Source organism: Blautia schinkii (genome assembly GCF_013304825.1).
GTDB classification, from domain to species: domain Bacteria; phylum Bacillota; class Clostridia; order Lachnospirales; family Lachnospiraceae; genus Blautia_A; species Blautia_A schinkii_B.
The window spans coordinates 48806-63276 of the sequence record NZ_JAAWUO010000003.1 but is presented as its reverse complement, the minus strand read 5'-3'; the positions used below and the strand labels follow the sequence as shown (position 1 = coordinate 63276).

The window sequence follows — 14471 nt, the reverse complement described above, 5'->3', positions numbered from 1 at the left end:
GCTTCGTAATTGTTCGGCTGCTGTAAATAAACAGTAACCAGTAACATTGTTTATCATTATAGCGAATTAAACTGTGAATGACAAGGGTGGTTTCCTGTGGTATACTGAAAACAGCTGTGCAGAATCCTCACTGGGTTATCTGTACGGATCACAAAATATTCCAACAAGGAGGATTACAACTATGAAATCCATTGCCATTGTTACAGACAGCAACTGCGGTATGTCACCAGCCCAGGCCCGTGAACTTGGAGTACATATGCTCCCCATGCCATTTTTTATAGATGATAAAGAATATCTGGAAGATATTGATATGAATCAGGCAGAGTTTTTCCAGCATCTGGAGCAGAATCCGGGATGCCGCGTTTCTACCTCACAGCCGACTCCGGAATCTGTTACAGATCTCTGGGATAAACTCCTTAAAGATTACGATGAGATCGTACATATCCCCATGTCCAGCGGACTTTCCAGCTCTATGCAGACAGCAAGGATGCTTTCCGAAGATTACGATGGCCGCGTACGCGTTGTAAATAACCAGCGAATTTCCGGAACATTACGCTATTCTGCCATTGAAGCCATCCAGCAGGCCAAAAACGGCCTCTCAGCATCCGAGATCGGTGACTGGCTGGAAGAAACCCGCTTTGATTCCAGTATCTACATCACAGTAGCAACACTGAAATTTCTCAAGCAGGGCGGTCGTATCACCCCTGCTGCCGCTGCAATCGGAACCATGCTCCGTCTGAAGCCAATACTCCAGATCCAGGGTGAAAAGCTGGATGCCTTTTCCAAAGCCCGCACCATGATCCAGGCAAAAAGCACCATGACCAAAGCTATCAGAGACGATATTTCCAACCGTTTCGGTGAAAAGATCAATCTGGATGTCATCCACTCTCACAACCTTGCCGCTGCCGAGGAATTCAGAAAAGAAACTCTCGCTAATTTTCCGAATATCGGTGAAATTAATATCTTCCCTCTTTCCTTAAGCGTCTCCTGCCACATCGGACCTGGTTCCCTGGCGCTCACCTGCTCTAAGGTACATCCTGAAATCTGGTAAATTATAAATTTGCAGACAGCTATGTATTATAATAAAAAAAGTCCGGTATACGGATGGCACTTCTTTTCTGCCATCCGGCTCCGAACTTTTTTTATTGCTGTATTTTTTTCTGTAACTGATGATTATGCTTCCATATTTTCCTGCAGAGCTTCGATCTCCACCGATTTATCCTCAAGGATCTTCATAAACTCCTCTCCTGTGATCGTCTCATGCTCATAAAGATACTTGGCGATCTCATGAAGTTTACCAATATTATCCGTAAGGATCTTCGTAGCCTTCTCATGCTGCTTCCGAACAACATCCACAACCTTTTTATCCAGAAGTGTCTGTGTCTCAAAAGAACAGGTCAGGCTTGCATCACCGCCCAGATACTGATTGCTTACATTCTCCATAGCAACCATATCAAACTCATCACTCATACCATAACGGCTGATCATCGCTCTTGCAAGCTTGGTTGCCTGCTCAATATCATTGGATGCTCCTGTTGTAATAGAATGGAAGATCAGCTCCTCTGCAGCACGTCCGCCGGTAAACGTAGCGATCTTATTCTCCAGTTCTTCCTTGGTCATCAGGAAGTGCTCCTGCTCATCCACCTGCATGGTATATCCAAGTGCACCGGAAGTACGAGGAATAATAGTGATCTTATGGACAGGCGCAGAATCCGTCTGCTTGGCAGCAACCAGGGCATGACCAACCTCATGATAAGATACGATCAGTTTCTCCTTATTGGAAAGTACACGGTTCTTCTTCTGATATCCTGCGATAACAACCTCAATACTTTCTTCAAAATCTGCCTGTGTGGCAAATTTACGTCCGTCACGAACTGCACGAAGTGCGGCCTCATTGACAATATTGGCAAGCTCGGCACCAGAAGCACCAACTGCTGCCTTGGCGATCTCATCAAAACGGACACTGTCTGCTATCTTGATCTTCTTGGCATGAACCTTCAGGATCTCCTCACGACCCTGAAGATCCGGAAGTTCAACCGGGATTCTTCTGTCAAAACGTCCCGGACGGAGAAGTGCAGGATCAAGGGAATCCGGTCTGTTAGTAGCAGCCAGGATCACAACACCCTTGGAACCGTCAAAACCATCCATCTCTGTAAGCAGCTGGTTCAGTGTCTGCTCACGCTCATCATTTCCACCGCCCATTCCCGCGCCGTCACGTTTCTTACCAATCGTGTCGATCTCATCGATAAACACAATGCAGGGAGCTTTCTCATTAGCCTGTTTAAAGAGGTCACGGACCTTGGCAGCACCCATACCAACAAACATCTCCACAAACTCAGAACCTGAGATGGAGAAAAACGGAACCTCCGCCTCACCGGCAACAGCCTTGGCAAGAAGTGTTTTACCAGTTCCCGGAGGGCCTACAAGAAGTGCTCCTTTTGGCATGGATGCACCGATCTCTCTGTATTTCTGTGGATTGTGCAGGAAATCTACTATCTCTGAAAGAAGCTCCTTAGCCTCGTCTTCTCCTGCCACATCGGAAAATTTAATTCCTGTGGAGGACTTCACATAGACTTTGGCATTGCTCTTTCCAAAAGACATCATGCCTCCCGGACCACCGTTACCCATGGAACTCATCATCTTCTTGCTGAGCCAACGTCCAAGAAGAATAAAAACAGCAATCGGGAGAATATAACCTGCGATCAGTGACAAAAGCAGTGATTGTCTCTGCGGTGCTGTTCCCTCAATGCTTACACCAGCATCATAAAGATGTGAAACAAGATCCTTATCATCTACGGATACCGTCTTACAGTAAACATCATTTCCATCTACCTTCATAGTATAGTAAATGTAATCGGAATTAATGGTTGCTTCATATACTTTTCCTCTGTCTACAGCTTTCAGAAAGGTAGTGTAATCCGTTTCCTTCACACTTCTCTCTGAAATGGCAGGAAGAGCAAAAACATTGAGCAGAATAATGATCACGACCGCAATGATGTAATATACATACAAAGGCCGCTTCTCTGGTTTTTTGGAATTCAGATTCATGTAGTCTCCTCCGTTATCTTATAGTATATTGCTATATCCACAGTGCTATATCATGTGATACAGCTTTGTAAGACACTGTACCACTTTTTTCAGTCTATTTCAAGGAAAACACTTCGATTTCATAAACTTTTTAGAATTTGAATTTTTTGCATATATTATCGCAATTTCAAAAAAATTCCTTGCATTCCCATTGTTCCTATGATATTATAATAAATGGTTATGCCGCTGTGGCGGAATTGGCAGACGCACTTGACTCAAAATCAAGCGGAGCAATCCGTGCCGGTTCGAGTCCGGCCAGCGGCATTATCAGGAAAACCTGACGGAGTGATCTGTCAGGTTTTTGTTATATAAAAGTTAACTGTAGCAATTTCACGAAAGGACTGAAATGAATGGAAAAAGACAAAAGTTTTTTAGGTACTGAGCCCATTGGCCACCTGCTTCTGCGCCTTGCACTTCCTACCGTAGCTGCACAGCTGATCAACATGCTTTATAACATTGTTGACCGCATCTACATAGGACACATTCCCGGTGATGGCGCATTGGCACTCACTGGTGTCGGTGTCTGCATGCCGCTGATCATGGTAGTGTCTGCCTTCGCTGCTCTTGTCGGAAACGGTGGTGCTCCCAGAGCCAGCATATTTATGGGAAAAAATGATACCGATAAAGCTGAACGTACCCTGGGAAACTGTTTCACCATGCAGATCATCATCTCCGTAATACTGACCGTGATCCTGCTTATGGGAAACCGCAGCTTTCTCATGGCCTTCGGTGCAAGTACCAACACTATTGATTTCGCTGTTGGTTACATGAACATTTACGCGATCGGAACTGTTTTTGTACAGCTTACACTTGGCATGAACAACTTCATCACTGCTCAGGGCTTCGCAAAAACAGGAATGCTCTCTGTTCTCATTGGTGCAGTCGCTAACATCATCCTGGATCCCGTATTCATCTTCGGCTTCCATATGGGTGTACGTGGTGCTGCTTTTGCAACCGTGATCTCCCAGGCACTTTCCTGTATCTGGGTGCTATCTTTTCTCTTTGGAAAAAAGACATTTCTCCGTCTTCGAAGAAAAACCATGAAGCTGAAAGCAGATATTCTTCTGCCCTGTATGGCTCTTGGCTCTTCCCTTTTCGTTATGCAGCTCAGTGAGAGCATCATCTCTGTCTGCTATAACTCTTCTCTCCTGAAATACGGAGGAGATGTTGCTGTAGGAGCCATGACCATCCTTACCAGCGTTATGCAGTTCGCTATGCTTCCTCTTCAGGGACTTGGACAAGGTGCACAGCCGATCATCAGCTATAATTACGGTGCACGCAACGAGAACCGTGTACGTTCCACTTTTAAACTCCTTCTGAAAACAAGCGTCACCTATTCTGTGATCCTTTGGATGATCATCATGATCTTCCCACAAATTTTCGCCGGAATGTTCACTTCGGACAGCACACTACTTGCCTTTACAAAAACATCTCTCCGTATCTACATGGCTGTAGTATTTATATTCGGAGTCCAGATTGCATGCCAGATGACCTTCATCTCTCTCGGCAGAGCCAAGGATTCCATTATCGTGGCCATTGTCCGGAAATTTGTGCTGGTCATCCCACTGATCTATATTCTGCCTCATATTTTCCGCGGCAATCAGACAAATGCGGTTTATATGGCAGAACCGGTAGCAGATATCCTGGCAGTTACATTTACTGCAATCCTGTTCTTCTTCGAGTTCCGAAAAGCACTGGCAGAAATGTCAGGCAGCCAGAACTCATAAATATTTTTTCATGTAGCAAAAAAAGACCGTCCACGCATAATTAACCATATGCACAGACGGTCTTTTTCATATTTTCATATCGTATAACTATATATTATTTCAGCTCATCCTCGTCCTGGAGAAGTTTTTCAAAAACAGGGAAGCAGTCAAATGTTGCGAAATAATCTCTCGGTGTCTCAGCACGGCGGATCATCTCGAAGCTTCCATCCTCATGAAGAAGAATTTCAGCAGACTTCAGTTTACCATTGTAGTTATATCCCATTGCAAAACCATGAGCACCTGTATCATGGATCACAAGAAGATCTCCCATATCAATCTTCGGAAGCATACGGTCAATGGCAAATTTATCATTGTTCTCGCAGAGAGATCCTGTTACATCATATTTATGGTCACATGGCTCGTTCTCCTTGCCCATAACTGTAATATGATGATAAGCTCCGTACATAGCCGGACGCATCAGATTTACTGCGCAGGCGTCTACACCTATGTATTCTTTATGTGTGTGTTTCTCATGGATTGCTTCTGTAACAAGGCAGCCATACGGTCCCATCATGAAACGGCCAAGCTCTGTATAGATCGCCACATCACCCATTCCTTCCGGAACAAGTACCTCTTCATAAACCTTGCGGACACCTTCACCGATCACACGGATATCATTCGGCTCCTGATCCGGTTTATAAGGAATTCCGATTCCACCGGAAAGGTTGATGAACTTAATATGTGCACCTGTTTCTTTCTGAAGCTTTACAGCAAGTTCGAACATTACTTTTGCAAGCATCGGATAGTAATCGTTAGTTACCGTATTGCTTGCAAGGAATGCGTGGATACCGAACTCTTTCGCTCCCTTTGATTTCAGGATACGGAAAGCATCAAAAATCTGCTCTGTAGTCATACCATACTTGGCATCTCCCGGATTATCCATGATACCATTGCTGATCTTAAATACTCCACCCGGGTTATAACGGCAGCTGATCACTTCCGGGATCTTTCCAAGAGCTCGCTCTACACTCTCAATATGTGTAATATCATCAAGGTTGATGATTCCGCCGATCTCATCTGCATATTTGAACTCTTTCTCCGGTGTATCGTTGGATGAGAACATGATGTCTCCTTTTTTACAGCCTACAGCTTTGGCCATCATAAGCTCTGTTGCAGAGGAGCAGTCACAGCCACAGCCATACTCCTGAAGAATATTGATAAGATACGGGTTCGGTGTTGCCTTTACTGCAAAAAATTCCTTGAATCCTTTGTTCCAGGCAAAAGCTTCTTTGAGAGCTTTTGCATTCTCGCGGATTCCCTTCTCGTCATAAAGATGAAAAGGTGTCGGATATTTCTCAGTAATCTCGTTCAGTTTCTCAAGTGTCACAAATGGTACTTTTTTCATAATAACTGCATCTCCTGTTTCGTTTGCTCACTGTCTGCAATTGCAGAACAGTAACATTATTCTGCCTCGATCACGTGCATCATGTTAGTAACTGCGCCATGACCATTTGTCATATTGGTTGCAGGGTCGCCCGCTGTAAATACAACAAGGTCACCTTTATGGATCAGATGACGGCTGCGGACAACATTCATGGCCTGAGACATGATATGGTCCGTGGTATCTCTCTGATATCCCTTCAGAGGTGTTACGCCCCAGATCAACTGAAGCTTATGCTGGATGGTTGAGTTCGGTGTGATCGCATAGATTGGAACCTTCGGACGGAAATTGGAAATCAGTCTTGCTGTATTTCCACTCATAGTCGGTGTTACAATGGCATTAGCCTTCAGGTTCTTTGCAGTACGTACTGCCGCAAGTGCTACTGCACTGGAAATCTTCTCTCTTCCATCCATGGAACGATGCTCAATAAACACTTTGTAATCCAGATGCGGCTCTGTCATCTCTGCGATCTCTGCCATCATGTGGAGCGCATCAATAGGATATTTACCGGCTGCTGTCTCTCCGGAAAGCATGATCGCATCTGTTCCGTCATAGATCGCATTGGCAACATCAGCTACCTCAGCACGTGTCGGACGAGGATTACGGATCATGGAATCCAGCATCTGTGTTGCTGTGATAACCGGTGTATAATGATCATTGCATTTACGGATAATCTCTTTCTGGATATGCGGTACCTGGCTTGCCGGAATCTCAACTCCAAGATCTCCACGGGCAACCATGATTCCGTCAGAAGACTCGATGATAGAATCAATGTTCTCTACACCTTCTGCATTCTCGATCTTTGCGATAATGCCGATATCCTGTCCACCGTTATCATTCAGAAGCTTACGAATCTCACGGATCACCTCAGCGGAACGGACGAAAGATGCTGCGATAAAATCAAATTTCTGTTCGATACCAAAAAGGATATCCTTTTTATCCTGCTCTGTGATTCCCGGAAGATTAACCTTTACATAAGGAACATTTACACCCTTCTTCTCTCCCAGCTCTCCACCGTTTAAGATGCTGCAGATGATATCTGTTCCCTTGATTTTTTTAACTTCCAGCTCGATCAGACCATCATCAATAAGAATTCTATTTCCTGGTTTTACATCTTTGTAAAGTGTCTCATATGTGATGGCAACTTTCTTGTCGTCACCTTCAAAATCACCAATTCCAAGTACAAACTGTTTTCCTGCTTCCAGTTTTACCTTCTGTCCGTCCTTTAAAAGTCTGGTACGGATCTCAGGTCCTTTTGTATCAAGAAGCATGGCTATAGGTATATCAAGCTCCTCACGAAGCTCTTTGATCATGTCCACACGGCCCTTCTGCTCCTCATGATCTCCATGGGAAAAGTTGAATCTGGCAATATCCATTCCATTCTCCATAAGAGCTTTCAGAGTCTCCCTGTTGTTGCTGGCAGGTCCAAGTGTACAGATGATCTTCGTTCTTTTCATAATTGAATATCCTCCCTTTTTTACGTTTTACTGTACGTGTTTGTGCGTAAATAAATGATCCTGGCAATATTCATAATTTCCTTTGCACTTTGAGCAGAAGCGGAACTCCAGATTCGGATCATCCTTCTCAGTACGGCCACAGATCGCACATTTATGCTTTGCGATTCCATCCGGTCCATAACCCGTTCTGGACGGAGCCATAGCCTTCTTAAACTGCTGCTTCCTGCGGATCTCTTTCGGATTGTAGCGGTTCATATCTCTTGTGCTGAAATAAAAGATCACAAAATTTAAAAGCGATGCCACGATTGGCACAACGCCTACCCAAAGTCCTGCTCTAAGATAGGATACAATATCCCATGCAATAAAAAGTCCGTATATAAATGCCATCCATTTCATCTTGATAGGGATGACAAACATAAGCAAAAGCTCCAGATCCGGATATGTGACTGCATAAGCCAGAAAAATGGAAAGACTGATATAATAGGTGGTAAAAATACTGCCGCCAAGAGAATACGTAATTCCATTCATTGTCACATAACCACCTGTAAACGCATGCAGAAGAACTGCTGCGATCACAGTGAACAAAAGTCCTGAAAAAATATACAAAGTATACCGGAATGTTCCCCACGTACGCTCCAGTGAAGTACCGATCGGATAATAAAAGAAAAAGATTGCCAGAAGGAACATCACAAGATTACCGGTTCCTCCTACACTGGAAGGCGGATAAATCACCCATGTCACAAGTCTCCAGATCTGTCCTCTCATTACCATGGACATATCAAGACTCAGCATATCCAGAACTCCAGGAGCAAGCATAGCCAGAAAATACCCCAGCACATAGCATCCGATAATATAAACTGTCAGATTGGGAATACCAAATCTTCCAAACTTACGTTCCAGTTTGTTGATAAATTTCATTAAAATCTCCTTTCAGAAAACTCTTGAAAAATCAGAAAAAGCGCTTCTTGGAAAGAATAATAGCCGCAACAGCACTGATTGCTACAGAAAAAATTATGATGAGCAAAAAGCCCCAGGGACTGTGAGACAACGGCATACCGGAACCTGCCACGTTCATTCCGTAGGCACTAAACACGATAGTCGGAATACTCATAACAATGGTAATGATCGCCAGTACTTTCATGACGATATTCATATTATTGGAAATGATCGATGCAAAAGCATCCATGGTTCCGTTCAGGATTCCACTGTACACATTGGCCATTTCGATCGCCTGCTTGTTCTCAGTGATAACATCCTCCAGAAGATCTGTGTCCTCCGGATATTTCTTGATGCTGTCTATCTTCAGAAGCTTCTCCAGCACAACTTCGTTAGACCGCAGAGATGTGATAAAATATGTCAGGGATTTCTGCAGTTCTAGAAGCTCGATCAGCTCCTCATTCCTTGTGGAAAGATGCAGTTTCTCCTCCACCTGCTCACTTTTCTTATCGATGATACGCAGATAACGCAGGTACATACTTGCATTTCTGTAAAGAATCTGGAAGATAAAGCGTGTCTTCATATAGGTAAAAAAGCTCCGGACCCTTCCCTCCATAAATCTAGTCAGAACCGGCGTGTCCTCCAGACAGATGGTAATGATCATGGAACCGGTAACAATGATACCAAGAGGAATGGTTCCATACCAGTCCTTATCATTACGTTCCTCGATCATAGGAACATCTACCAGGATCAGTGTATAATTATCCTCAACTTCGATACGTGACCGTTCTTCCTCATCCAAAGGGGATCGCAGATCGTCAACCTCTATATCAAACTTCTCGGAAAATTCAAAAATTTCTGTTGCCGTCGGATTCGTCAGTGCAATCCAGCAGCCTTCCTCCGGTTCCTGTATCTGGTGGATGGCCCCGTCTATTGTCTTATAAATCCTTACCACGATTTCCACTTCCCTTCTTTTGCTTTGCTTTTGCCAGGGCAAAATTCTTTTTTATTATAAATAGTCAAAATAGCTTTGTCAATTCATACATTTTCATTTTAAAAAAGCTTTTTTATAATTTCACAGAATCTTTACGTAAGCATTCTCCTCTTCTTTACATTTTTTCCGGCTTCCTATATAATGATTCCAGAATTCCAACGAAAGGAAGTTATACAAATGAGTCAGTCATCATTCGGAAAAAAATTCGTAGTTACCACCTGGGGCGAATCTCATGGCAAGGCTATCGGTGCAGTTCTTGACGGCTGCCCGGCAGGTCTTTCTCTCTGCGAGGAAGATATCCAGGTGTTCCTTGACCGCAGAAAGCCAGGTCAGAGCCGCTATACAACAGCACGTAAGGAAGGTGATCTGGTAGAAATCCTCTCCGGTGTCTTCGAGGGAAAAACTACCGGAACTCCGATCTCTCTTCTCATCCGCAACACAGACCAGCGTTCCAGAGACTATGGAAATATCGCATATTCCTACCGGCCGGGACATGCAGATTATACTTTTGACCAGAAATACGGGTTCCGTGATTACCGGGGCGGCGGACGTTCTTCAGGAAGAGAAACTGCCGGACGGGTGGCGGCCGGTGCGATTGCAATCAAGCTGCTTAATGAACTTGGCATTACTTTTACCACTTATACAAAATCGATCGGGCCTGTGGAGATTCGGTCTTTTTCAGAAGATGAGATCAAAAATAATGCACTTTGCATGCCGGATGCAGACGCAGCAGAGAAAGCTTCTGCCTATCTTGAAGAATGCCTCAAAAATCAGGACAGTGCAGGCGGCATCATAGAATGCCGGATCAGAAATGTTCCTGCCGGGCTTGGCGATACTGTTTTTGACAAGCTGGATGCAACTCTTGCCCATGCGATCATGTCCATCGGTGCTGTAAAAGCTGTTGAGATCGGTGACGGAATTCAGGTAACAAAACTGACCGGTTCCGCTGACAACGATGGTTTTTCCTTGAAAGACGGCATCATTACCAAGACTTCCAACCATGCGGGAGGTATCATGGGTGGTATGAGTGACGGAAGTGATATTATCCTTCGTGCCCACATCAAGCCTACCCCATCTATCAGCCAGCCTCAGTCCACTGTCACCAGTGAGGGCGAAAATCTGGAGCTTGAGATCAAAGGACGCCACGACCCGGTGATCGTCCCTCGTGCAGTAGTTGTTGTGGAGGCTATGGCAGCACTTACGATCACAGACGCACTCTTTAACAACATGAGCGCACGCATGGACCGTATCCATGAATTTTATCACAGATAAAAACAGAAAAACAGACTCAGAACCGGCTGTCTTACCACTCGTCCCTGAGTCTGTTTTATTCTGTTATATTATATTCTGTTTTACTTTTCAGCAGAAGTTAATGGATCTGCCGGATCCTCCCATTCATCCGGCACAGGCCAGATATGGATACAGTTCGGTGTCTCGATCTTTCTTGGCTTCTCATTCATCATGATAATATTTTTCTCATAATCAACAGTAAATACTGTTATGCTGTTACTTCCATGATTAGCAACTGCAATGTGCTTGTTGTCCGGGAAGATCATCAGGTCTTTCGGATAATCGCCACTGATCGGAAGTGAAAATTTCTTTGTCAGAAGGCCTGTTTCCTGGTCTACTGCATACATTGTGACAGTATTCTCGCCTGCTGTTGTACAGAAAAGATATTTACCGTCTGCAGACATGGATATACCGGATGCGGCATTATGGATTGCATCATTTGCGTCCTCTTTTCCAAGGGTAGTGATGCTCTGAAGAAGCTCGAATTCCGGGTTCTTGCCGCTTCCGTCATAGCTGTATACCTTAACCTCATTGCTCAGCTCAAAAAGAAGATATGCAAATCTTCCGTCATCACTGAAACGGATGATACGCGGGCCGCTCTCTCTCGGGCAGCGAAGGATATCAACAAGCTCCAGTTTATCTTTCTTCTTGTTGATACGGTATATCTTCACCTGATCGATACCGTTATCTACTGCACAGAGATATTTGTTATCCGGTGTGGGGCGGACACAGTTTACATGCGGACGGAAGTTACGCTCTGCCACGCTTCCAAGTCCTTTGTGGAAAACACCGTCCATAACGCTTCCAAGACGTCCGTCTTTATGTGTATGTACAACCGTTACCTTACCATCATGATAACCAGCCACATAAAGATATCTTCCATCTACGTCTGTTGCAAGATAGCATCCTCTCATTCCGTTGATATCAACACTGTTGATACGGGAAAGATCACCGTTCTTATCTCTGCGGAATACGGCTACACCCTCATCCTCGATGGAGTACAGATATTTGCCGTTCTTGGAAACTGCCAGGTGAGAAGCATTGCTGACTTCTACCTCACTGCGCTCTGTAAGTGTTCCGTTCTCTACATCTACGTCGTATACTTGAATTCCTTTACTGGTTCCATGGGTATAAGTTCCCACGTAAGCCACGTACTTCTTTTTTCCCATAAGCTCTGGCCTCCTGCTTTCACATTCGCTGCGTATTTTTATGTTTATTTTATCACAAAGTTCCTACAAGGACAAGTTATCATCCTGTTATCTTTTGTGCAATTTTTTATGCAAAGTTGCTGTTTTTTACAGATCTCCCAGTGCACCACGCATTGCCTCCAGAGTCTCATCAATAACTTCGTCTGTATGTGCTGTGGAAAGGAACATTGCCTCAAACTGTGATGGTGCAAGATGAATACCACGTTTCAACATTCCCTTGAAGTATTTCGCAAAAAGATCAAGATCAGAAGTTTTTGCAGAAACATAATCTTTTACTTCCTGATCTGTAAAGAAAATACTTGCCAGGGAAGAATCATAATTTACCTGATATGGAAGACCTTTTTCCTCAACGATCTTCTTTAATCCGCCGTAAAGCTTTTCACCTTTTGTTTTCAGCTCTTTATAAATTTCCTGATGCTCATAGAGGTATTTCAGCTGTGTGAATCCTGCTGCCATGGCAACCGGATTTCCGCTTAATGTACCTGCCTGATATACAGGGCCGCATGGAGAAATAAGCTCCATGATCTCCTTACGTCCGCCGTATGCACCAACCGGCATACCCGCTCCGATGATCTTTCCGTAAGTTACAAGATCCGGACGGATGCCAAAATACTCTGCTGCGCCGCCGAAAGCAAGACGGAAGCCTGTGATAACCTCATCAAAGATCAGCAGACAATTATGCTCATCGCAGAGCTCACGAAGTCTTTTTAAGAATCCTGGTTTCGGAGGAACAACACCCATGTTGGCTCCTACAGCTTCCACGATCACTGCTGCCACATTTCCTTCTTCCTGCTTGAGAAGTGCTTCCACACTGGCTGCATCATTATAGGTTGCTGTCATGGTATCCTGTGTACATCCCTTCGGAACGCCTGCACTGTCCGGAATTCCGCTTGCCATCACACCAGAACCGGCGCTTACCAGAAGGCAGTCACTGTGTCCGTGATAGCATCCTGCGAATTTAATGATCTTATCTTTTCCTGTGTATCCTCTTGCTGCACGGATGGCGCTCATAACAGCCTCTGTTCCTGAGTTTACCATACGGATCATATCTACATGAGGAATGTGCTCACAGATGAACTCTGCGATCTCCACCTCAATACCTGTGGCGCATCCGAAACTTAAGCCATTCTCGCAGGCCTTGATTACGCTCTCGCGGATCTCCGGGAAATTATGTCCCAGGATCATCGGTCCCCAGGAATCAATATAATCTACATAACGGTTGCCATCTACATCATAAATATAGCATTTATCTGCTTTTTCAATAAAACGAGGTGCCTCGCCAATAGCTCCGTAAGATCTTACCGGACTGTTTACGCCGCCCGGGATCCTTTTTACTGCACGCTCAAATAACTGTTCTGATCTTGTCATCAGCCGATTCTCCCTTCATCCATAAGTCTTGCAAGAAGTTCTGCATAATAAGTAAGATAAACCTGTGCTCCTGAACGGAATGCTCCGGTAGCCATCTCGCCTACGATCCTCTCCTCATCGATCCAGCCATTTGCTGCTGCGGCTTTTACCATTGCGTACTCACCGCTGACGCTGTATGCTGCAACCGGTACGTTTGTTGCCTCTTTTACCTGCCAGATCATATCCTGGTATGCAAGAGCCGGTTTTACCATAATAATATCAGCACCCTCTTCCACATCTGCGAGGGCCTCTTTCAGTCCCTCTCTGCTGTTGTGCGGATCCATCTGGTAGCTCTTTCTGTCGCCAAAGGCCGGAGCTGAATCTGCTGCTTCACGGAACGGGCCGTAAAACGCAGAAGCATATTTTACAGCATAGGACATGATCGGTGTTGTGTAATGTCCTGCTTTATCCAGGCATTCTCTGATTGCTGCAACACGGCCATCCATCATGTCAGAAGGAGCTACCATATCAGCACCTGCCTCTACATGGGAAAGAGCTGTTTTTGCAAGAAGGTCCAGAGTCTTGTCGTTATCTACATCATGGCCGCAGAGAACACCGCAGTGACCATGGGAAGTATACTCACACATGCATACATCTGTTACATAATAAAGCTCCGGGAATTTCTCTTTTGCAACGCGAAGTGCTCTCTGTACGATTCCTTCCGGATCGTATGCGCCGCTTCCTACTTCATCCTTATGATCCGGGATACCGAAAAGCATAACACTTCCGACACCTGCTTTTGCAAGCTGCTCCAGCTTATATGGGAGGCGGTCCAGACTATAGCGGTACTGTCCTGTCATGGACGGGATTTCTTCTTCCTTATTCTCGCCTTCCATTACGAACATCGGATACATAAGAGAAGATTTATCCATTCTTGTCTCACGCACCATCTTGCGAAGATACTCTCCGTTTCTTAATCTTCTTGGTCTTTTTGTCAATTCCATG

Annotated in this window: 11 protein-coding genes and 1 tRNA gene; 4 read left to right on the top strand and 8 right to left on the bottom strand. The window is 44.7% G+C overall.

The genetic code is table 11. The features are described 5' to 3' along the window. The first annotated feature begins 181 nt into the window (after nucleotides 1-181). Nucleotides 182-1051: a DegV family protein gene (locus tag HFM85_RS03070; RefSeq protein ID WP_173737096.1), complete on the top strand. Its 870-nt coding sequence runs from the start codon at nucleotides 182-184 to the stop codon at nucleotides 1049-1051. Nucleotides 1052-1173: 122 nt separating this feature from the next. Here HFM85_RS03070 and ftsH read toward each other — a convergent pair whose 3' ends face one another. After that, nucleotides 1174-3048, bottom strand: a complete 1875-nt coding sequence (ftsH, locus tag HFM85_RS03065; RefSeq protein WP_173737097.1) for an ATP-dependent zinc metalloprotease FtsH — start codon at nucleotides 3046-3048, stop codon at nucleotides 1174-1176. 221 nt (nucleotides 3049-3269) lie between these two features. Here ftsH and HFM85_RS03060 point away from each other — a divergent pair. After that, nucleotides 3270-3351, top strand: a tRNA-Leu gene (locus tag HFM85_RS03060). An 86-nt stretch (nucleotides 3352-3437) separates the two neighbouring features. Beyond that, nucleotides 3438-4814 carry an MATE family efflux transporter gene (locus HFM85_RS03055; protein WP_173737098.1) on the top strand — a complete coding sequence of 459 codons (1377 nt, stop codon included), beginning with the start codon at nucleotides 3438-3440 and terminating at the stop codon, nucleotides 4812-4814. Nucleotides 4815-4908: 94 nt separating this feature from the next. Here the strand turns inward: HFM85_RS03055 and HFM85_RS03050 are convergent, their stop codons facing one another. The 4 genes from HFM85_RS03050 to HFM85_RS03035 are packed head-to-tail and all read right to left on the bottom strand — an operon-like array spanning nucleotide 4909 to nucleotide 9582. Beyond that, on the bottom strand, nucleotides 4909-6198 hold the full coding sequence (locus HFM85_RS03050; RefSeq protein WP_119239851.1) for a diaminopimelate decarboxylase: 1290 nt from the start codon (nucleotides 6196-6198) through the stop codon (nucleotides 4909-4911). A 56-nt stretch (nucleotides 6199-6254) separates the two neighbouring features. Beyond that, nucleotides 6255-7691: a pyruvate kinase gene (gene pyk / locus HFM85_RS03045; RefSeq protein WP_173737099.1), complete on the bottom strand. Its 1437-nt coding sequence runs from the start codon at nucleotides 7689-7691 to the stop codon at nucleotides 6255-6257. A gap of 27 nt (nucleotides 7692-7718) precedes the next feature. Further along, nucleotides 7719-8609, bottom strand: a complete 891-nt coding sequence (locus HFM85_RS03040; protein ID WP_173737100.1) for a hypothetical protein — start codon at nucleotides 8607-8609, stop codon at nucleotides 7719-7721. Between the two features lie 31 nt (nucleotides 8610-8640). Then, complete coding sequence (locus HFM85_RS03035) at nucleotides 8641-9582, bottom strand: CorA family divalent cation transporter (RefSeq protein ID WP_173737101.1); 942 nt, start codon at nucleotides 9580-9582, stop codon at nucleotides 8641-8643. 216 nt (nucleotides 9583-9798) lie between these two features. On the opposite strand from HFM85_RS03035, the gene aroC reads away from it, so the two are divergent. Continuing rightward, entirely contained in the window at nucleotides 9799-10893 is a 1095-nt protein-coding gene (gene aroC / locus HFM85_RS03030; protein WP_173737102.1) for a chorismate synthase, read from the top strand. 80 nt (nucleotides 10894-10973) lie between these two features. On the opposite strand, the gene HFM85_RS03025 is transcribed toward aroC, so the two are convergent. The 3 genes from HFM85_RS03025 to hemB all read right to left on the bottom strand — a co-directional run bounded on the left by HFM85_RS03025 (nucleotide 10974) and on the right by hemB (nucleotide 14470). Then, nucleotides 10974-12080 (bottom strand): lactonase family protein, encoded by a 1107-nt coding sequence (locus HFM85_RS03025; RefSeq protein ID WP_173737103.1) that lies wholly within the window; start codon nucleotides 12078-12080, stop codon nucleotides 10974-10976. A 126-nt stretch (nucleotides 12081-12206) separates the two neighbouring features. Further along, complete coding sequence (gene hemL / locus HFM85_RS03020; RefSeq protein WP_173737104.1) at nucleotides 12207-13487, bottom strand: glutamate-1-semialdehyde 2,1-aminomutase; 1281 nt, start codon at nucleotides 13485-13487, stop codon at nucleotides 12207-12209. Then, nucleotides 13487-14470 carry a porphobilinogen synthase gene (gene hemB / locus HFM85_RS03015; RefSeq protein ID WP_173737105.1) on the bottom strand — a complete coding sequence of 328 codons (984 nt, stop codon included), beginning with the start codon at nucleotides 14468-14470 and terminating at the stop codon, nucleotides 13487-13489. Before hemB ends, hemL begins: the two co-directional genes overlap by 1 nt. Nucleotide 14471 lies beyond the last annotated feature (1 nt).